This is a genomic window from Serratia sp. CY71090 (assembly GCF_052166845.1).
Classification (GTDB): Bacteria; Pseudomonadota; Gammaproteobacteria; order Enterobacterales; family Enterobacteriaceae; genus Serratia; species Serratia nematodiphila.
This window is the reverse complement of the sequence record NZ_JBJNOA010000007.1, coordinates 163,605-184,343: the sequence shown is the minus strand read 5'-3', so window position 1 is coordinate 184,343 and position 20,739 is coordinate 163,605. Positions and strand designations below refer to the sequence as shown.

Here is a 20,739-nt window from a genome sequence, read left to right as displayed (position 1 = left end):
CTGCTCTCCGTGAAATCGGGCTGAAACAAAAAAGGGGGCTGACTCTCACCCGCCCCCTCGAACCGGGCTGAGTATACTCGATCATCGGCTGTTTTTATCTGGCTATGCCGCAGGCAAAACCAAGAAAATCGCGGGTTTCAGTCTTTTCCTAAAGCGAACAAACGCGACCCGGACACAGGGTAACAAAACTCCCCGGCGTCCGACACTCCGAATCTTTCCCCTTCCGGCTACTTGAAGTCGGCGTAAGGCGTCAGCGGCTGCGGCGGCAAATCGAGATCCCCTTGCCAGCCGGCCAGGGAATAACGCAGATAAATCAACGCGTGGCTCGGCGTATAGTCCTTCGCCTGTTGAATATCGATGCCGGCGCCGAGCGTCCAGTGCGAACTGAGACGGCGTTCGACGATCGCCCGCAGGGTATAACCGACGCCGCTCGAAGAGCTGCCGTCCTCGACGGCGAACTTATCGGGCAACGAATCCGGGATCAGCCCCTGCAGCGGATAGCGGCGCTGGCTGTCGGTTTTCGAATGGGACAGCGAAACCGAACCGCCCAGCTCCCACGACCAGTTCTCGGTGCGCTGGCGGTAGTTGACCGGCAGCGACAGCGACAGATATTGCTGCGGGCTGTAATAGCCGCCCTGCCCCAGCGAATAGCCGCTCAAATCCTTCTGGTAGTGCCACAGCATGGTATTAAGCCCGACGCTCAGGCGGCGATTGTCTTCGTTGATCAGCTTGTAGTAGTAACCGGCCATCAACCGCTGCCGCTGGTTGTCCGCCACGTTTTTGCCGGTAATCTGGTGCGCGCTGAGATCGGCCCAGACGCCGTTCGCCTCGCCGCGATCGTAGCTGGCGCTCAGGCTGACGCCGGTGGCGCGCACGCCGCCCCAGGTGATGCCGGTATTCGGGTCTTTGGCGCCGCCGAACGCCAGCAGCGAGCTGGAGATCGGCCGTCGCGAAGCTGCCAGCGTCCAACCAATGTGGTTCCAGTCGCCACTGTAGGCCAGGCCGCCGGTCCAGTCGACCACCTCAAAGCCCATCGGCGTCGTGCCGATGTCGGCGGCCCAGCGATCGTTTTTCCAGCCGGCCGCCACGCTGGTGCCGGTGGTTTTCTGGTGTTCATCGCCGCGGCACCCTTGCGTGTGGCAGGTGCCGAAGGTTTCGTAGTATTTGCCGCTGCCGTCGGTCGAAAAGCGGCCGGCATCCAGCAGCACGGTGTCGGTGCGCAAGAAGGCACGCCCGTCATACAGCGGCATGTCCACCTGCAGCATGGTGTCGTGCGCGTTGAAGTCGGAGATGCCGCCGGTGCCGCTTGAGCGCCAGTAATCGTGATCGAGCGTGACGTTCACGTCTTGCTGTCGATACAGATCCGCGGCGTCGGAGCGGATGCCGCGTTTCAGCCAGTCGTCGCTCGGATTATTGCGCGTCAAATAGGTGTAGCTGTCATTATCCTGCGGCAGCGTCGGCGTGATGCCGCTGGCCACCATCGCCTGGCGGTAATCCTGCTGCGCCCGCTCAGGCTGTTGCTGAGCCCGCTCCAGCCGGGCGGCGTCACGGTAAACCAGCGCCTTGGTCTGTCCGACGGGCTCCGAAGCCGCCGCCGTTTTCAGTCGGTCGAAGATAGCTTCGGCCTGCTGCGGATCGCCGACCGCCCCCCAGGCGTTGGCGACTCGCCGCTGGCTGTTGAGCGAAGCGTCCTGTGGCTGCGGTTCGGTTTTCAGCCGCTGACGCGCCGCGTCCAGATCCCCCTGCGCCACATAGGCTTCAATCTCGCCCAGCTGCGCATCCGGGTTATTCGGCTCACGCCGTTTCACCCGCTGATAGTCGTCCAGCGCCGCCGCATACTCCCCGCGCGCCAGCGCCCAGTCGGCCAGCAGCAAATCGATGCGCGTGTCCGCCGGCTGCCGGCGCAGATAGGCCTCCGCCGCCGGTTCGTCACCGGCCGCCCGCAGCCGTTCGGCATGCTCGATTACCGCCTGCATTTTCAGCCGCTGCGCCAGCTCGCGCATGTTGTCGTTCCACTGTGCCGCAGGCAGCGTATTGAGCTGCGCCAGCGCCTGCCTGTCGCGATCGCTGCCGGAAAGATAGAGCGCATAGGCGTAGGTCAGCTGCGGATTGGCATGTTGGCGCTGCGCCAGCTGCCGGAACAGAGCGTCTGCCTGCTGCGGCTGCCCGGCCTGACGCAGCGCCTGCGCATAGCGATAGGTCAGCCAGACGTCGTCGGGATCCATCGGCTGAGCGCGGCGATAGATTTCCGCCGCCTGCTGCCACTGCTGCTGTGCCGCCAGCGTCTCCGCCTGCTGCTTCAACATATCGAGCCGCAGTCCGTCGAGGGTGCTGCGCAGCTTGGCCTGTTGGCTGCGCGGCAGGCCGTTGAGGTAGGCCAGCGCTTTTTCCGGCGACTGGCGCTGATAGATATTCACCAGGCCGCGCAGCGCGCTGCCGTTGCCGGGATCGCGTCGCAACGCCTGCTGATAAAACCCTTCCGCCGCGGCGTCATCCTTGCTCGCCACCGCCACATCGCCCAGGCCGATAAACGCATCGCCGTCGCCGTCGTCGAGCTGGCGCGCCTGCTGATATTTCTGCCGGGCCAGCGCGAGATTGCCGGCCTTGAGCGCTTTGTCGCCCTCGTCGATCGCCAGCCAGTAGCCGGTGCTCTTGATCAGGCTCTGCCATTTGCCGCTGCCGTAGCCATTCCTGTCGGCCGCCAGCGCCTGGCGGAACAGCTTCAGCGCCTGCGGGCGGTTGCCGGCGCGCGAGTAGGCCTGGCCGAGCGCCCCCAGCACCTCGGCGTCGTTCGGCGCCGCCGCCAGCGCCTTTTGCAATTCCGGAATAGCCGCCCGGCTGCCGCCTTTATCCACCTGCGCCAGGCCGCGCACCCGCGCCTGATAGGCCGGATCGGCCAGCAGCTTCTGCTGTCTGGCCAGCTCTTCGCGGGCGCTGATCGCCTGATCGCCGATGTCGAATACGCCGAGGAAACGGTTGAGCGCCGCTACGCTCTGCGCGCTGACCGGCATCGCTTTGACCTTGTCCAGCCACAGATCGGCGGCGTCGCCGCGCCCGGCCGGATCGGCGGCGATCTTCTGCAGAAGTTCATAGGCCTGCGCGTCCTGGTTCTGACTGAACAGCATGCGCGCCAGCGACATGCGCAGCGCCACATTGCCTGAATATTGCTGATCCAGCGCCTGCAGTTGCTTTAACGCCTTCGCCTCCTGCCCCGGCAAACGCGCCACCAGCCGCCAGTATTCCACCGCCAGATCGAGCGTCGGCGGCTCGCCGTGAAACAGCGCATCGTACTGCGCCTTGGCTTCCGGCAACCGGCCGGCGGTCGCCATCAGGCGCGCCTGCTGCAGCTTCTGCCGGGTTTCCGGCTGGGTCAGCAGCATGTTCATTTGCGCCTGGCGATAAGCGCTGGACTGCGGCGCGAGAGTTTTCAGCTTGTCCAGCTGCTGCTGCGCCAGCGCCATGTTGCCCTGCCGCAGCGCCAAACGCATGCGCGCGGCGATCACGTCCGGGTTGTTCGGATCCATCAGCTCGAGCCGGTACAGCGACTGGCGCACCAGATCGTCCTTGTTGCCGGCCTCGCCAATGCGCACCTGTTCCAGCAGCCACTGTTCCGGGGCCACGGCCTCCGCAGCGCGCGCCTGCGGCAGCATCGCCAGGCTCAGCGGAATCAAATTCAGCCAGTTTATTTTGAAGTTGTGCATTGGCCGTCCCACGAGGGTTGCAATTCACCCTGACGATTAAAGCGATAACGTTGTTGATCCCATCCCTGACCGAACAGCGTCAGCGAAGCGCTGAAATAGGCGTCGTCACCCGGCGGATGCTCGCTGATGCGCTGCCGCTGCACCGCCAGCGCTTCAGCCTGCGTCGCCAGCATCGGCAGCATAGAAGCGGAGAAACCGACCGGGCCGTCGCCGGTGGTTTTGCCGCTGGCGGTATCGGTTTTCTCCGGCGGCACGCCCTGCTTGGCAGTGAGCTGCGCCATCGGCTGGAAGCGTTCAAGCAGCGCCGCCTTGTGCTCATCGTCGTCCGCCAGCATGCCGGCCCACAGATAAACCCGAATGGCGTCGTAGCTGCCGACGTTCGGCTTGACGGTGTCCGGCTGCCAACCGGCGCCGACCCGCCACACCACCCAATCCGGTGAGAAACCGTGCGGCGCGGTGTCCAGCCACAGCCGTTGATTGACCTCGCGCATCGCGCGCCATGGGCCGTTCAGCGCCGCAAAACGCGCCAACAGCTGCGGCGGCAGGTAGCTGGGATTCAGCCGCCAGCGATCTTCCGCCACGAACCCGACTTTGCCCGGTAGCAGCATCAGGCCCAGGCCGGGAATGTCGGCCACTTCCTCGCGGCCGATGCGTTGCAGCAGCAGCGTCCCCAGGGTTTGATAACGCCGGCTTTTCCACAGGCGGCCGGCTTCGAGCAGGTTGTAAGCGATCCACAGATCGGCGTCCGACGCCGAGTTGGCGTCCAGCACCTTCCACTGCTTATCGTCGCTCTCGCCCCACAGCCAGGCGGGCAAACGGGCGCTGAGATCGCCCGCCGCCAGATTGTTCTCCGTCCAGGTCAACAGCTGGTCGAAGGTCGGCCGGTCATTGGCCACCAGGGCGAAAAACAGGCCGTAACTCTGCCCCTCAGAGGTGGTGATTTTGTTCGGGCTGCTCGGGTCGATCACCCGCCCCTGCGGGCTGATGTAGAACTGCTTGTACTGTTGCCAGCCCGGCCATTCGCAGGCCGCCGCCGCGCTGAAAGCGCACAGCAGCAGCATGCCGAGCGACAGGCGTTGCAGCATCGCGTTCACCGCCGTCAATCCCGATCTTCAGGCGCCAGACGCCGCCGGCTGAAGGCCTTCAGGCCACGCCACAGCATCAGCCCCAGGATCACCACCAGCACCACCGCGAGCACCGCCAGCAGAACAGGGTGGGTGGAGAGGGCATACCACAGCCGCTCCCACCACGGCAGGTGGCCGACATAATAAACATCGCCGACGCGCAAGCTGTTGACCCCCGATTCGCGGATCACCGCCACCGAGCCGAACACCGCGGCACGTTTGCCGCTGTCCAGCAGGGCATTGTTCAGCAACTCATAGCCGCGCGGGCTGTCCGCCAGCAGCGCCACGATGCTGCGCTGATCGTTGAACGGCGATTGCACGCCGATGATCGCCGACATTGCGCCCTCGGAGCTGACGGTGGTCTTGCTGTCCGGCTTGGCGTCCTCGGCCAGCAATTCCGCGCTCGGCAACGGCGGTTGGCGCGTCGGCTGCTTCACCCAGCTTTGAGTGGCGTCCACCAGCAGGCTGATTTTCTTGTCGTCGCTCAGCGCCGGCGGAATGGTGCCGATCATCAGGATATCGTCGTCACGATCCTTGGCCTGCGACCAGTCGTCGCTCAGCGTAAAAGCCAGCGCCGGGTAGCCGGTTTGCGCGCCGATCACGCCTAGCGCGTTCAGCAGCGCGCTGACCTGCGCCGGCTGCGGTTTCTGGTTCACCAACACCAGCGTTTGCGACAGATCCGCCAGGCGGCTGAACGGGAAGCCGGCGTTGGCGAAGGCGCGCAAATCCGGCATCGCCATAAAGTGGCGATAGCCGGAGAAATCGATGGTGGACGCGCCGTCGATCACCGCGTGGTTTTGCGTGAAGGAGTAGGTTTCGCAGCGCCCTTCCGCGCCGCTGGCCAGCAGCGTGGTGTAGTCAAAGTCAAAGCGCAGCTGGTTGGTGGCGCCCAGCCGCAACGCCGGGATACTGACGTTCCTGTCGGAGTCGAGCAGCCCCTGCGTCAGCGGCAGGCGCAGCAGCTGCGCGCCCTGCTCGTGTTCCGGCACCAGCGAGTAAGCCTGCACGAACTGGTTGTTCAGGCTGACGCTCAGCCGCGAACCGTCCTGAATACGCGGCGCGGTATAACGGTATTTCAGGTGCATGTCGATGCCGGTGCTGCGGATCAGGAACAGATCCGGCGGCAGATTCATGGTCAGCGAAATCGGGCCGGGTTCGATGCCGCTGGTTTGCAGCTGTTCGGCATATTGCTGCAGCTCGGCGAAGGTCATCGGCCGATCGGTGCGCACCCAGTTCGGCGCGTCGTAAGGCTGGCGCGCCGCGAGCTGTTCCACCTTGTCCACCGTCACGTTCTGGCCGCGGAACAGGATGTTACCCTGCGCGATGCCCTTCACCGCGGTGATCAAATCGTTGTCGTCACGCCCCTGAATCAACAGCAGTTTGACGTACGGATTGTCGGGGTGGCTGATCATCTCCACCGTCGGGCCGTTGACCGCCGGATAATCGCGCAGGAAATCCGGGCGCTGCGAGTTGGTGGCGAACACCACCGCGTGCTGCGCCGGCAGCGCGTTATACAGCGTCGGGAAGGATTGCCCACGCCACTGCGCCTTGCTGCCGAACCAGGAGGCCAGAATACCCGCCGCGCGCTGCTGGGCGAGATCAGGCTGGCCGGCGAATACCATCGGCAGCGTCAGCGGCCGATTGTCGCGGCTGTCGAAGAACGGCTCAGGGAAGTGCGACAGCTCGTTTTTCACCGGCAGCGTCTGGAAACGCAGCTTCAGCGCGCTGGACTTGCTGACGTCGAGCCACAGCGAAGTGCTGGCCGGGTTTTCGCAGATGTTCTGATAATGGCCGACAAACACCAGCCGGACGCGGTTAAAATCGGTGATATAGCGCGGATCGATCGCCATCTGGATGCGATTGGGCTTGCCCAACTGCTCCTTGGCGATCGTGGTCACGCCCATCAATTCGTCGTTCAGATAGATTTTGACGTGCGACTCGACCGGGATCAGCGCCGGCGACGGCGTAAATTCCAGGTCGAGCATCGCCTGCGAGACCACCTCATCGCTGCGCACGCCGAATTCGATCTGCCCGTCCGGCCGGGTGCCGCGCAGAACAAAGGTGCCCGGCGGCGGCGCTATCTGCGCGAACGGCAGCGACACGTCGCGCACCGGCGCATTCGGATCCTGCGGCGCGGTCGCCGTATCGGCCGCCGCGGCGATCGGCGGCTGGGCCGCCACGGTCGGCGCGGTAGCGGTTTCGGCCTGCGACAGGGTGCTGATGCCTAAGGCCAGAGCAGTTAACCAGGTTATTTTTCGCGTCATCGTATCATCATCAATGTTGGAGCCTGTTCACCGGGCGAGTGAGCGGGCGGTTGAACTCGCAGCTAACCCACTGTTTCTTGTTGACCCAAGGTCGGATCCCTGCCGACGCCGCGCGGAATAAACGACACTACCCAGGCGGTCAGCGAAGTGACCCCGACCAGCAGGCCGCGCACCAGCGGCGGCGCGTAGTCCGCCATGCGCACATAGCCGCGGAAGCCCAACGCCAGCACGTCGCGCAGGCTTTCGATCGGCCGGTCTTCAGGGAACCCGTCCTGCCACAGCGCCCAGGTATCGGCGCGGGCGAAGGTGCACTGAATGAAATCGATGTGTTCACGGGTGGAGAGACTGACCAGACGCACCCCCACCTTGTTGCCGAAGGCGCGCGTCACCACACAGGGGAAGCTGTACTCCTGCTGGCCGCGCTTGAGCAACAGCGAGGCCTTGTCGCCATCTTTCAACGCGTTTTCCACTCGCATCTCAATGCCCACGCCGCCGTCGGAGTAATCGCGCAGCGTGCAGGGATAAAGGTGGCCATCGGCACGCGCGATCGCCGCCGGCATGGCGATCTCCACGCGGTGCGCCTGGCGCACCTGCTTGGCCTCCACCGCCACCGCCACCGCGCCGCCGAGAATGGTCATGTTGTACAGCACCCACACCAGGCTGATGATCACCGTCATCACCTCGTCCGTCGGGCCATAGGCCAGCCGCCAGGCGCCGAACGCCAGCCCAGCCAGGTTAAGCACCACCAGGAACATGTAAGGCCGGGTGATCACCCAGTCGACGTGCTCCTCCTCCACCAGCCCGCCCTTGGCGGTCACGTTGAATTTGCCCTTGTGCGGATTGAACAGCGCCACCGTTGTCGGCCGCGCGATATACCAGGCCAGCACCGTTTCATAGATTTCGCTCCAGAACGAATGGCGGTATTTTCCCTGGATGCGCGAGTTGGTCAGGCTGGCGTGGATCATGTGCGGCAGCACATAAAGCGCGATCGCCAGCGCCGGCGCGAAGATGATGTAGGCATGCAGCAGTAAAAACGCCAACGGCGCGGTGAGGAAGATCAGCCGCGGAATACCCGACAGGAAGTGCAGCATGGCGTTGGCGTAGCACAGACGCTGCGCCAGTTTCAGCCCTTTGCCCAGCAGCGGGTTATCGAGCCGGAAGATCTGCACCATGCCGCGCGCCCAGCGAATGCGCTGGCCGATATGCGCCGACAGGCTCTCGGTCGCCAGCCCGGCGGCCTGCGGAATGCGGATATAGGCCGAAGTGTGCCCGCGCCGGTGCAATCGCAGCGAGGTATGGGCGTCCTCGGTGACGGTTTCCACCGCGATGCCGCCGATCTCGTCCAGCGCACTGCGGCGCAGGATGGCGCAAGAGCCGCAGAAGAAAGTGGCGTCCCACATGTCGTTGCCGTCCTGCACCAGCCCGTAGAACAAAGTGCCTTCGTTGGGCGTCTGGCGGAAGCGGCCGAGGTTGCGCTCGAACGGATCCGGCGAGAAGAAGTGGTGCGGGGTCTGCAGCATCGCCAGCTTTTTGTCTTTGAAGAACCAGCCCATGGTCAGCTGCAGGAAGGAGCGCGTCGGCACGTGGTCGCAGTCGAAAATCGCCACAAACTCGCCGGTGGCCTGCTTCAGCGCATTGTTGATGTTGCCGGCCTTGGCGTGTTCGTGGGTCGGCCTGGCGATGTATTTCACCCCCACTTCGGCGGCGAACGCCCGGAATTCGGGGCGATTGCCGTCGTCGAGGATATAGATGTTCACTTTCTCTTTCGGCCAGTCGATGCCCAACGCCGCATAGAGGGTGGGCTTCACCACCCCGAGGTCTTCGTTGTAGGTCGGCACCATCAGATCGATGGTCGGCCAGGTGGCGCTGTCTTCGGGCAACGGCACCGGCTGGCGGTTAAGCGGCCAGATGGTCTGGAAATAGCCCAGCACCAGCACCACCCAGGCGTAGGTTTCCGCCACCAGCAGCAACAGGCCGCACACCAGGCTGAGCGGATCGTCCCAGTTCAGCGTGGCGGTATAACGCCACCACAGGTAACGACAGGACACGGTCAGCGACAGCACGATCAGCATCAGCGCAGGCAAACGCCCCGGCACCCGGCGCACCACCATCGCGATCCCCCACAGCAGCACGACGAACACGAACTGCGCCGACAGATCGAACGGCTGCGAAATGCACAGTATGGCGAGGATCGCCGCCAGCACGCCGACCAGAATAAACAGCGCGCGTCGCATGCCGCGGTTCATGCGGCCGAGGCGCTCTACCGAACGCTGTTCCACGCCGGCGTTTTTCAGCCGTTGCGGCAGGCTCTGCAGCCAATCGGCGTAGCGCTGCTGCAGCCGCCGCCACCCGGCGAAATAGTCGCGCGGCACCGGCGCGCGACCGCTGCGAAACAGCAGCAGCCACAGGCCCTGCAGCAGATAGCGCAGCGCATCCGCCGGGCGCGGGCGTTCGGCGGACAGATGCGGGAACCAGTAAGCGCGGCCGACGCGCACGCGCTGCCAGGCCGGTGACTCGAAGCGCAGCAGCATCCACCCCAGCGCCACCAGCAGCGTGGCGAAAAAGGCGGTCAGCGCCGACGCGCCGTTGCGGCGATAGCCGCGGTAGCGCGCCTGCACCGCCTGACGCACCGGCGGTACCAGCAGCAGGCTCAGCACCCGGCTCATGGCGCAACGCCCCGTTTGAGGTTGATCAGGCACCAGTTGGCCAGCGTCAGCACTTCTTCCGCCGCCAGGCTCTCGGGGCGATACTCGCCCAACGGCTGTTTGACCGCCAGCGCTTCCGCCAACGCTTCGTCGCGGTGGATCACCACCGGCAGCAGGCCGCTCAGGGTTTGCAGCCACAGCTGATGCAGATCCTGCTGCAGCTGGCTGGCGGAGGAGTAGTGATTGACCAGGAAATGGCAGTCATTCGGCAGCGTCTGTTGATGGAGCCGCACCTGACAGTTGGCATCGGGGTTCAACAGCACGAACACGCTGTCGGCGAGCTGCAGCGCCTGCTGCGCCAGCACGCCGTCCCCGACCGGGACATCCAGCAGGATCCAGCGCTGCGGATCGCCGGCGATCAGTTGGCGCAGGTTGTCGCGCCAGCGTTCCGGCTGTTGCCGACACTGGCGCTGCACTTCTAGCCGTTCCGCCCCATTCAGGCGGCCAAAAGGCAGAAAGTCGAGGTTTTCACAATAACGCAGCGCGCCTTCCTGCCAAAGGCCGCCATCCCGCTCCGCGCGGGCCCAGCCGCGCGCCAGCTCGAACGGGGTGTTGAAATGCAAGCGCAGCAGATTATCCGGCGTGAAGTCGATCGCCAGCACCGACTCGCCCAGCTGCTGCAACGCCCAGGCGAGCGCCGCCGTGACCGAGGTCGTCCCCATTCCACCCCGCAACCCTTGCAGCGCGAGCACCGGCATAGATCAGTGGCTCCCCGTGGTCTGCGCCAGTTCGGCCAACAGTGGCCAGCGCGTCATCATTTGCGTTAACCGCTCCTGCCGCGAAATATCGACATAGCGTAATTTCGGCAATGAAAAAGCCTGGCTGAGCGCCTGCAGGTCATCCTGGCTCTCCCCAGGCGCCGCTGCACGAAAATGGGTGGGTGCATTATTCATTCTTCCGCCTTGGCGAAAATAGGCTATGTTAATTAACTATAGCAACGATACAAAAAGAGAGAGGCAATAAGATGATTCTCAACAAATATTATTGCAGAGCGTCGGAGATTTGTTATTGCCAGCGTAAAAATGGCTATCTTTAAATATAAACGCCTTTAGTCGGCTTTCAACGAAAGTAGAACACATCCTATGGCGCACTCTTTTTCTCTAGGCATTCGGCAGATTTGGGAAGAGCTGTCGGTGATGCAGGCCCCCGGTCTTTATTGGATCAATATCGACAGGCAAAGCGACGCCGCGCTGCTGTGTCGCCAGGTCATCGCCGCTCAACCGGCCACCCACAAAGCCGCCCTGATCTGCAGCGGAGACAAACCCGAGCGCCTGCTGGCCGAGCTGGCTGCGCCCGCGTTGCAGAAGCTGCCGCTGTATCAATTACCGGAGAAAAAAGCCGCGCTGACACAGTTGAACGACGATCTGATGCGCGCCCTGCGGCCGCAAAATCGCTTACTTATCCTGCTGGCCCACGCCAGCCTGTGGCAAACCTTCACCACCGAAGAGCTGCGCGAGTGGACGCGCACCCTCGCCGCCTGGCTGCGGCGGCAGGGCTGTACGCTATTGATCCTCAGCCACGGCGGCGGCATCAATAAGCTCAAAGGGCAGCTCAGCGCACAGCACCGCATCCTGAACGGCCTGTCCAGCCTGCAATGGCAGCAGGACAGCGCGCAATACCTGGTGAACTGGTGGAGCACCGAAAACGGCATCAACGCCAACCAGCTGCTGACCTTGTATGCGGCGGAAGGCGGCTGGCAGGGCGAGGATGAAAATAGCCAACCCTCCCCCACCGCCTTACGCAGCGACGAAAGCCTGTATCTGGCCGAGCGCAGCATCCTGGAAGGCGCGCCGCCGCTGTCCGCCAACTGGCAACTGCTGGAGAGCAACGACGAACTGGCGCAGCACGGCATGCTGAGACTCTCGGCGACGTTGATTTTCGCGTTGTATCAAAGCGACCAAATCGATCATCTGGCGCACCAGATCCACACCCTGCGCCGCAGCCGCGGCAACGGCCTGAAAATCGCGGTGCGCGAGATGAGCGCCAGCCTGCGCTACAGCGACGAACGGCTGCTGCTGGCCTGCGGCGCCAACCTGATCGTGCCGCACGTCGCGCCGCTGTCGCGTTTTCTGACCATGCTCGAGGGCATCCAGGGGCAGCGCTTCTCACGGCATGTGCCCGCCGACATCGATGCGCTGCTGGCCGGGCTGCGTCCGCTGCAGCTCAAAGGCTACATGCGGCCGGAAGCGTTCAGCCAAGCGGTGCTTTCACTGATGAGCAACACGCTGCTGCCTGAGGACGGCAAAGGCGTGATGGTGGCGTTGCGCCCGGCCACCGGTCTGCGCGCCGAACAGGCGATGACCCTGTGCCACCTGCGGCGGTTCGGCGACGTGATGACCGTGGTGCAGGGGCGGCTGGTGCTGTTCCTTTCCACCTGCCGCATCAACGATCTGGATACCGCGCTGAAGTTCATCTTCCGCCTGCCGGTGGATGAAGCCTTCAGCAACCGGGTGGTGTGGCACCAGGACGTCGATATCATTTCGGAAATCAAACGCATGGCCCAGGGGCGCTGGCAGATTTCGGCCACCGGCACCGCCGGTGCCGCGCCGCGCCCCCGCGTGGCGGCGGCCGAGGTGCCCGCGGAACGGCGGCAGCCGGTCGCCTTAACGCTGCCGCTTGGCCCGCAGGAGGAACCGCATGCTGAACCTTAACGACATCGTGCAACTGATCCTGCTGTGCGCGCTGATCTTCATTCCGCTGGGCTACGCCTTTCACCGGCGTTTTCCGCATTTGCGTCAATACTGGCAAAACCTGTTGTTATCGCCGCGCTATTTGAAATCCGCCGGTTTATGGGTGCGCACAGGCTCCTCATCTCAGATTAAACGTAAGAAGCAGCCATGAATCCAAACTCGAAGACGCAATCCGATAACGCTCTGTGGCGCTACTGGCGCGGGCTGGGCGGCTGGAACCTCTACTTTCTGGCCAAATTCGCCCTGCTGTGGTTCGGCTACCTGAATTTCCACGCGCTGCCGAACCTGGTGTTCATGGCGTTTCTGCTGATGCCGATCCCTTCGCAACGCCTGCATCGCTGGCGCCATTACCTCGCTATCCCGATCGGCATCGCGCTGTTCTACCACGACACCTGGCTGCCGGGCATCAACAGCATCCTCAGCCAGGGCTCGCAGCTGGCCGGCTTCAGCGCCCAGTATCTGTTGGAGCTGATCAACCGCTTTATCAACTGGCAGATGATCGGCGCGGCCTTCGTGCTGTTTATCGCCTACCTGTTCGTCGCACAGTGGGTGCGCGTCACGGTGTTCACCGTGGCGGCGCTGGCGTGGCTCAATATCGTCAACATCGCCGGGCCGGCGGTTTCACTGCTGCCCGCCACTTCCACGGCTGCCGCCGGCGGCGCCAATACCCCGGCCACATCAGCGCCGGCGGCGGGGGACGCTGCGCCGGCAGACAGCCTGCCGCCGACCAGCGCCAACCTGACGGCCTACCTGAACCAGTTCTACGAGCGGGAAAAAGGCCGCGCCACCGCGTTCCCGGCCACTTTGCCCGCCGACGCCCAACCGTTCGATCTGCTGGTGATCAACATCTGTTCGCTGGCCTGGGCCGATATGGAGGCGGTCAACCTGCAGAATCATCCGCTGTGGTCGAAGTTGGACATCATGTTCGACAGCTTCAACTCGGCCACCGCCTACAGCGGCCCGGCGGCCATCCGCCTGCTGCGCGCCAGCTGCGGCCAGCTTTCGCATCACGATCTGTATCAGCCGGTGAACCAGCAGTGTTACCTGTTCGACAACCTGGCGAAGCTCGGCTTCAAGGAACAGCTGATGCTCGATCACTCCGGGGTGTTCGGCAACTTCCTGAAAGAACTGCGTGAACAGGGCGGCATGCAGGCGCCGCTGATGTCGCAGGCCGGCGTCGGCAACGAGCTGACGTCGTTCGACGGTGAGCCGATTTATAACGATCTGGAATTGCTGACCCGCTGGCTGGATCAGCAGCAAAAAGGCGGTGACGGCCGCACCGCCACCTTCTTCAACGTCATCCCGCTGCACGACGGCAACCGCTTCGTCGGCTCCAACAAAAGCGCCGACTACCAGCCGCGCGCGCAGAAGCTGTTCGATCAGTTGAACACCTTCCTCGATCAGCTGGAGAAATCCGGCCGCAAAGTGGTGGTGGTGATCGTGCCGGAACACGGCGCGGCGTTGGTGGGCGACAAGATGCAGATGTCCGGCCTGCGCGATATTCCCAGCCCGAACATCACCCATACGCCGGTCGGCATCAAACTGGTGGGCATGAAGGCGCCGCATCAGGGCAGCCCGCTGCAGATCAAAACGCCGAGCAGCTATCTGGCGCTGTCTGAACTGGTGTCGCGCCTGGTGGACGGCAAGGTCTTCAGCGAATCCAGCGTCGACTGGCAGGCGCTGACCCAGGGGCTGCCGCAGACCCCGGTCATCTCCGAAAACGACAACGCCATCGTGATGCAATATCAGGGGAAACCTTACATTCGCCTGAACGGCGGCGACTGGGTGCCTTATCCGCAATAAGCGCGGCCTCATCAACCTAAAGCGCGCCGCCGGCGCGTTTTTTTTGGGCTTTTATAATAAAAATGGTGAAGCCGATAGGCCGATATAATGTTGTTAACAACAACCCGTTGAATTCTATAATTCGGTCATTATTCTCGTACGAAGATTCTTAGAAAAATAACTCTTATCAGAATTTAATTAGGGAGATAATTAAAAGGGCGGACTGTGGTAGTTTTCTACTTATTAACCCTTTTATTGAGTAATAAAAAACGCCGGCGTGATGCCGGCGTGAATTTAAGCGATGGCGTTCGACGCTTTACGCCCCCGGATGTTCGTCCTGATCGACCGCAAAGCAGGCCACCATCTGCTCACCGTACTGTTTGAGCTGCGGCTGCAGCTGCACGCAGGTGCCGAAAGCGCGGCGGCAGCGGGCATTGAACGCACAGCCCGGCGGCGGATTCATCGGGCTGGGCAGTTCGCCGGTCAGCTTGATGCGCTCGCGGCGCATATCCGGGTTCAACCGTGGCGTCGCCGACAGCAGCGCCTGGGTGTACGGATGGCGCGGGTTGTTGAAGATCGCCTCTTTGCTGCCCTTTTCCACGCAGCGGCCGAGGTACATCACCATCACCTCGTCGGCGATATGTTCCACCACCGACAGATCGTGCGAGATGAACACATAGGACAGCCCCAGCTCCTGCTGCAGATCCATCATCAGATTCAGCACCTGCGCGCGCACCGACACGTCCAATGCCGACACCGGTTCATCGGCAATCACCACGTCCGGATTCAACATCAGCCCGCGGGCGATAGCGATACGCTGGCGCTGACCGCCGGAGAACATGTGCGGGTAGCGGTCGTAATGCTCGGTCTTCAGGCCGACCTTCGCCATCATCTCCAGCGCTTTTTCCCGCCGTTCGGCGGCGCTGAGCGACGTGTTGATCAACAGCGGCTCCTCAAGGATCTGCCCGACCTTCTTGCGCGGGTTGAGCGATCCGTAAGGATTCTGGAACACGATTTGGATCTTCTGGCGCCGCAGTTTCTCGGCCGAGACGTCCGGCTTCAGCAGATCCTGCCCCTGGTAATACAGCTCGCCGCCGGTCGGCACTTCAATCATCGTCAGCAGGCGGCCGAGCGTTGATTTGCCGCAGCCCGACTCACCGACCACCGCCAGCGTTTTACCGCGCTCCAGGATGAACGACACGCCGTCGAGCGCCTTGACCAGCCGCTCCGGCGCGAACAGGCCCTTTTTCACCGGGTAATGCTTCTTCAGGTCAATCGCCTGCAGTAAAGGTTGATTCTGGCTCATACGGTCGGCCTCCCCGCATCATCCAGCGGTGTGTGACATTTAACCTGACGGCCGGGAATGCTGCGCAGTTCCGGCTCCTCGTTACGGCAGCGTTCGTTGGCGTACGGACAACGCGGGTTGAGCAGGCAACCGGTCGGGCGATCGTATTTGCCCGGCACCACGCCCGGCAGCGAAGCCAGCCGCGCCTTGTCGGCGGCGAACTCCGGCAGCGCGCGCAGCAGCGCCTGGGTGTACGGGTGGCGCGGCGCGCGGAAAATCTCCGCCGCCTTGCCGGATTCCACCACCTGGCCGGCGTACATCACGATGATGTGATGCGCCGCTTCCGCCACCAGCGCCAGATCGTGAGTGATCAGCAGCAGCGCCATGTTTTCGCGCTGCTGCAGGTCCAGCAACAGTTCGATGATCTGCGCCTGGATAGTCACATCGAGGGCGGTCGTCGGCTCGTCGGCGATCAGCAGCTTCGGCCGACAGGCGATGGCCATGGCGATCATCACGCGCTGGCTCATGCCGCCGGAAAGCTGGTGCGGGTATACGTCCAGCCGCGAGGCCGGATCGGGAATGCCCACCTGCGTCAGCAGGTCGATAGCGCGCTGGCGGCGGGTGCGGCGGTTACCGCCCTGATGCACCTTCAGCGCCTCCATGATCTGGTAACCGACGGTATAGCACGGGTTCAGGCTGGTCATCGGATCCTGGAAGATCATCGCCACTTCGGAGCCCACCAGCTGGCGGCGCTCTTTTTCGGAGATCTTGCGCAGATCCTGGCCGTTGAACTCCAGCTTGTCGGCCATCACCTTGCCGGGGAAATCGATCAGGCCCATGATCGCCAGCGAGCTGACGGATTTTCCGGAGCCGGATTCACCGACGATGCCGACCACCTGACCTTGCTCCACGCTGTAACTGATGCGATCTACCGCGCGGAATGGGGTGCCTTCGTCACCGAAGTGCACCGAAAGCTTGTCTACTTTCAATAACGCCATCTCTCTCGTCCTCTGTTACTGCTTGAGTTTGGGGTCGAGAGCGTCACGCAAACCGTCCCCCATCAGGTTAAATGCCAGCACCGTCAGCAGGATCGCCAGGCCGGGGAAGGTCACCACCCACCAGGCGCTTTGCGCGAACTGCAGCACGTCGGAGAGCATGGTGCCCCACTCCGGCGTCGGCGGTTGCGCGCCCATGCCCAGAAAGCCGAGAGCGGCCATGTCCAGAATGGCGTTCGAGAAACCGAGAGAAGCCTGCACGATCAAAGGCGCCAGGCAGTTAGGCAGAATATTGACGAACATCTGGCGCAGCGCGCCGGCGCCCGCCACCCGCGAAGCGGTGACGTAGTCGCGGTTGACCTCCACCAGCACCGCCGCGCGCGTCAGACGCACATAGTGCGGCAGGGCGACGAAGGTCAGCGCCAGCGAGGCGTTGACGATCGACGGCCCGAATACCGCCACCAGCACCAGCGCCAGCAACAGGCTCGGCAGAGCCAGCATGATGTCGACGATGCGCATGATAATCGCGTCCACCACGCCGCCGAAGTAACCGGCCAGCAGGCCGAATATCACGCCCATGATCAGCGACAGCACCACCACCAGACAGCCGACCAACAGCGACAGCCGTGCACCGTACATCAGGCGCGACAGCACGTCGCGGCCCACGTCGTCGGTGCCGAGGATATATTGCCAGCTGCCGCCTTCTTGCCACACCGGCGGCTTGAGCAGCGCGTCGCGGAACTGGTCCGCCGGCGCATGCGGCGCCAGCACGCCGGCGCCGAGCGCGATCACCAGCATCAGAACGATATACACCAGGCCGACCACGGCCCCTTTATTGCGCTTGAAATAGTGCCAAAACTCCTGAAACGGGGTCATCGGCTTCGGCGCACCTTTAACTGCAGACTCAGTGATTTGAGACATGAGAGCGCCCCTTATTTCTTGTGGCGAATACGCGGGTTGACCACGCCGTAGAGCACGTCTACCAGCAGGTTAACCAGAATGATCATACAGGCGACCAGCAATACCCCGCCCTGCACCACCGGGTAATCGCGGCGCTGCAGCGCGTCGATCAGCCAGCGGCCCAGCCCCGGCCAGGAGAAGATGGTTTCCGTCAGAATAGCGCCGGCCAGCATGGTGCCGACCTGCAGCCCGATCACCGTCACCACCGGCAGCAGCGCGTTGCGCAGCGCGTGGACGACGATAACTCGCATGCGGCTCACGCCCTTGGCGCGCGCGGTGCGGATATAGTCTTCGCCCAACACTTCCAGCATCGAGGAACGGGTCATGCGCACGATCACCGCCAGCGGGATGGTGCCCAGTACGATGGCCGGCAGGATCATGTGCATCACCGCGTCGACGAAGTCGCCAGGCTCGCCCCAGATCAGGGTGTCTATCAGCATGAAGCCGGTCAGCGGCTGGCTGTCGTCGAGGAATACCGTGTCGCTGATGCGCCCCGACACCGGCGTCAGGTTAAGCTGCACCGACACCAGCATGATCAGCATCATGCCCCACCAGAAAATCGGCATCGAATAGCCGGTCAGCGAGATGCCCACCGCGGTGTGATCGAAGACCGAACCGCGTTTGACCGCCGCCAGCACCCCGACCGGGATGCCCACCAGCACCGCGAACAGCATCGCGCAGAAACCCAGCTCCAGCGTGGCCTGGAAGCGCGGAACGAACTCGCTCCAGACGGAGATGCGGCTTTTGAGTGAGGTGCCCAGATCGCCGTGCAGCACGTTGGACACGTAGGAGAAATATTGTTGATAGAGCGGCTTGTCCAGCCCCATTTCCGCCATCAGCTGCGCGTGGCGCTCGGCGGAGATACCGCGTTCCCCGGCCATGATGGTCACCGGGTCGCCGGGGATCATATGGACGAATGCAAAAGTCAGCAACGTAATGCCGATAAACGTTGGGATAACTAACCCCAAACGTCGGAGTATGAACTGCAACATATCCCGAACTCTCTGTATCAATGCCCGGCAGCTCATCGTCCGCCAGGCTTATTAACGCTCACATGCCTTTGAACGATTCGACGGCCATACGCCGGAGACTGGTCAGCAGAGGCGCAAACCTGTTGCGCCCCTGCAAGTCCATTCGTGCGTCTCCGGTAAAGCGGTCGAAATCAGTCTACAGAGACATTCTCGAAGTGATGCTTACCGAGCGGATCCACGACGTAGCCTTTCACTTCCTTACGCACAGGCTCATACACGGTGGAGTGTGCGACAATCAGCGCCGGAGCCTGATCGTGCATCACCACCTGCGCCTGTTTGTACAGTTCGATACGCTTGTCGTGGTTGGATTCGGCGCGCGCCGGTTGAATCAGATCTTCAAACGGCTTGTAGCACCAGCGGGAGTAGTTGGAGCCGTCTTTCGCCGCCGCGCAGCTGAACAGCGTGGCGAAGAAGTTGTCCGGATCCCCGTTGTCGCCGGTCCAGCCCATCATCACCGTCTGGTGCTCGCCCGCTTTGGCGCGCTTGAGGTATTCACCCCACTCATAGGTCACGATTTTGGCTTTCACGCCGATCTTGGCCCAGTCGGCCTGGATCATTTCCGCCATGCGGCGCGCGTTCGGGTTGTAAGGACGCTGTACCGGCATCGCCCACAGATCGATGCTGAAACCGTCGGCCATGCCCGCTTCTTTCAGCAGCTCTTTCGCCTTGGCCGGATCGTAAGCGTAATCCTGCACCGCGTCGTTATAGCCCCACATGGTCGGCGGGATCAGGTTCTTGGCCGCCTGGCCCGCGCCCTGATAGACCGCGTCGATGATCGCCTGCTTGTTGACCGCCATGGTCAACGCCTGACGCACCTTCAGGTTATCCAGCGGCTTTTTCTCGACGTTGAACGACAGATAGCCCACGTTCAGGCCCGGCTGTTCCATCAGGTTGATGGACTTGTCCTGCTTCATGCGGGCGATATCGGCCGGGTTCGGATACGGCATCACCTGGCATTCGTTTTTCTGCAGTTTGGCGTAGCGCACGGAGGCGTCAGGCGTGATGGAAAACACCAGGCGATCGATCTTCGGCTTGGTGCCCCAGAAACCGTCGAACGCCTTGTACAGGATCTTGGAGTCTTTCTGGTATTGCAGCAGCTGGAATGGGCCGGTGCCGATCGGGTTCAGATCGACTTTCTCCGGCGTGCCGGCTTTCATCATCACGTCAGCGTATTCGGCGGACAGAATGGATGCGAAGTCCATGCCCAGGTCAGCCAGGAACGGCGCCTCCGGGCGGTTCAGCACGAAGCGCACGGTGTTGTCGTCCACTTTTTCGATCTTGGCGATCAGCTTCGGCATGTCCATGCCTTCAAAGTATTCGTAACTGCCGCCGGACACTTTGTGATAAGCGTTGTTCGCATCCAACTGGCGTTCAAAGGAGAACACCACGTCGTCGGCGTTGAAATCGCGCGTCGGTTTGAAGTCTTTGCTGCTCTGCCACTTCACGCCTTTGCGCAGGTGGAAGGTGTAGGTTTTGCCGTCTTCGCTGACGTCCCACTTCTCAGCCAGCCCCGGCTGCAGCTCGGTGGTGCCGGTCTTGAATTCGACCAGCCGGTTGTAGATTGGTACCGAGCTGGCGTCATAGGTGGTGCCGGAGGTAAACAGCTGCGGGTTGAACCCTTCCGGGGAACCTTCAGAACAGTAAACCAACGTCTTGGCCTGTACGCTGGCCGCCACGGTCAGCGCGATCAGCCCAATACCGAATTTCAGAATCCCCGATTTACCCAAGGAACGTGTCATCGTTAGTGCTCCATTGTGTGATGTGATGTGTGTAATTGCCGCCAGACCTGTATTTTTTATTGCGTGGCCTGTGCGATCGGCGCCCGAAGGCAGAAGGCGTACGAGGAGAGAATGCCGGATGGAACGCATCGCGGCGGGGACGTCTGAGCGCGTGGAATTCACTCAAACAACTCTCGCTCTTACCCCTGAGGCTATCAAGTTGCCAACTGTTTGGGGTGTCGTCAATATAACCAGTGGGGATTTACGCAGACTGTGAGAAACAGCAAACAAACATAAAAAAAACCTTTTGTTAACAGTTCCAGCATGAAAATTTATGCTAAGCGGCCATTTTTAGCGCATTGGTCTGACCCTCACAAACTTACTGGTTTTTAACTCCGTTAAAAAACGCCAAAACTTTGTTGCTGAATGATGAATATCTGAACGGTTATTTTTGTGATCGCCGTTAAAGACAGGAGGAAATGCT

14 protein-coding genes are annotated in these 20,739 nt (G+C 62.4%); 3 read left to right on the top strand and 11 right to left on the bottom strand.

Annotated elements, in window-relative coordinates; genetic code table 11:
- Positions 1-227: 227 nt before the first annotated feature.
- The 6 genes from bcsC to bcsR all read right to left on the bottom strand — a co-directional run bounded on the left by bcsC (position 228) and on the right by bcsR (position 10,687).
- Positions 228-3,701: a cellulose synthase complex outer membrane protein BcsC gene (gene bcsC / locus ACJ8OK_RS14940; RefSeq protein ID WP_135637703.1), complete on the bottom strand. Its 3,474-nt coding sequence runs from the start codon at positions 3,699-3,701 to the stop codon at positions 228-230.
- On the bottom strand, positions 3,683-4,795 hold the full coding sequence (bcsZ, locus tag ACJ8OK_RS14935; RefSeq protein ID WP_081877847.1) for a cellulose synthase complex periplasmic endoglucanase BcsZ: 1,113 nt from the start codon (positions 4,793-4,795) through the stop codon (positions 3,683-3,685). The genes bcsC and bcsZ overlap by 19 nt, the downstream gene beginning before the upstream one ends.
- A gap of 5 nt (positions 4,796-4,800) precedes the next feature.
- Positions 4,801-7,089, bottom strand: coding sequence for a cellulose biosynthesis cyclic di-GMP-binding regulatory protein BcsB (gene bcsB / locus ACJ8OK_RS14930; RefSeq protein WP_442530661.1), 2,289 nt, complete (start codon positions 7,087-7,089; stop codon positions 4,801-4,803).
- A 62-nt stretch (positions 7,090-7,151) separates the two neighbouring features.
- Positions 7,152-9,755, bottom strand: a complete 2,604-nt coding sequence (gene bcsA, locus ACJ8OK_RS14925) for a UDP-forming cellulose synthase catalytic subunit (protein WP_004934153.1) — start codon at positions 9,753-9,755, stop codon at positions 7,152-7,154.
- Complete coding sequence (gene bcsQ / locus ACJ8OK_RS14920; RefSeq protein ID WP_099982138.1) at positions 9,752-10,492, bottom strand: cellulose biosynthesis protein BcsQ; 741 nt, start codon at positions 10,490-10,492, stop codon at positions 9,752-9,754. Before bcsQ ends, bcsA begins: the two co-directional genes overlap by 4 nt.
- 3 nt (positions 10,493-10,495) lie before the next feature.
- Positions 10,496-10,687: a cellulose biosynthesis protein BcsR gene (gene bcsR / locus ACJ8OK_RS14915; protein ID WP_004934148.1), complete on the bottom strand. Its 192-nt coding sequence runs from the start codon at positions 10,685-10,687 to the stop codon at positions 10,496-10,498.
- A gap of 189 nt (positions 10,688-10,876) precedes the next feature.
- Between bcsR and bcsE the strand changes: the two genes are divergently transcribed.
- From bcsE to bcsG, 3 genes are read left to right on the top strand one after another with little or no spacing between them, the layout of a single operon-like run.
- The gene (bcsE, locus tag ACJ8OK_RS14910; RefSeq protein ID WP_033631462.1) at positions 10,877-12,445 is read left to right on the top strand and encodes a cellulose biosynthesis protein BcsE; all 1,569 of its coding nucleotides are present in this window, start codon (positions 10,877-10,879) and stop codon (positions 12,443-12,445) included.
- Entirely contained in the window at positions 12,432-12,635 is a 204-nt protein-coding gene (bcsF, locus tag ACJ8OK_RS14905; RefSeq protein ID WP_004934139.1) for a cellulose biosynthesis protein BcsF, read from the top strand. Before bcsE ends, bcsF begins: the two co-directional genes overlap by 14 nt.
- Entirely contained in the window at positions 12,632-14,287 is a 1,656-nt protein-coding gene (gene bcsG / locus ACJ8OK_RS14900) for a cellulose biosynthesis protein BcsG (protein WP_135637701.1), read from the top strand. The genes bcsF and bcsG overlap by 4 nt, the downstream gene beginning before the upstream one ends.
- Positions 14,288-14,582: 295 nt before the next feature.
- On the opposite strand, the gene dppF is transcribed toward bcsG, so the two are convergent.
- The 5 genes from dppF to dppA all read right to left on the bottom strand — a co-directional run bounded on the left by dppF (position 14,583) and on the right by dppA (position 20,276).
- Positions 14,583-15,572, bottom strand: a complete 990-nt coding sequence (dppF, locus tag ACJ8OK_RS14895; RefSeq protein ID WP_033631460.1) for a dipeptide ABC transporter ATP-binding subunit DppF — start codon at positions 15,570-15,572, stop codon at positions 14,583-14,585.
- The gene (dppD, locus tag ACJ8OK_RS14890) at positions 15,569-16,549 is read right to left on the bottom strand and encodes a dipeptide ABC transporter ATP-binding protein (protein ID WP_082997375.1); all 981 of its coding nucleotides are present in this window, start codon (positions 16,547-16,549) and stop codon (positions 15,569-15,571) included. The genes dppF and dppD overlap by 4 nt, the downstream gene beginning before the upstream one ends.
- Positions 16,550-16,564: 15 nt before the next feature.
- Positions 16,565-17,467, bottom strand: coding sequence for a dipeptide ABC transporter permease DppC (dppC, locus tag ACJ8OK_RS14885; RefSeq protein ID WP_004934130.1), 903 nt, complete (start codon positions 17,465-17,467; stop codon positions 16,565-16,567).
- Positions 17,468-17,478: 11 nt separating this feature from the next.
- A complete protein-coding gene (gene dppB / locus ACJ8OK_RS14880) occupies positions 17,479-18,498 on the bottom strand; it encodes a dipeptide ABC transporter permease DppB (protein WP_004934128.1) in 1,020 nt (339 codons plus the stop codon).
- A 170-nt stretch (positions 18,499-18,668) separates the two neighbouring features.
- Complete coding sequence (gene dppA / locus ACJ8OK_RS14875; protein WP_004934126.1) at positions 18,669-20,276, bottom strand: dipeptide ABC transporter periplasmic-binding protein DppA; 1,608 nt, start codon at positions 20,274-20,276, stop codon at positions 18,669-18,671.
- Positions 20,277-20,739 lie beyond the last annotated feature (463 nt).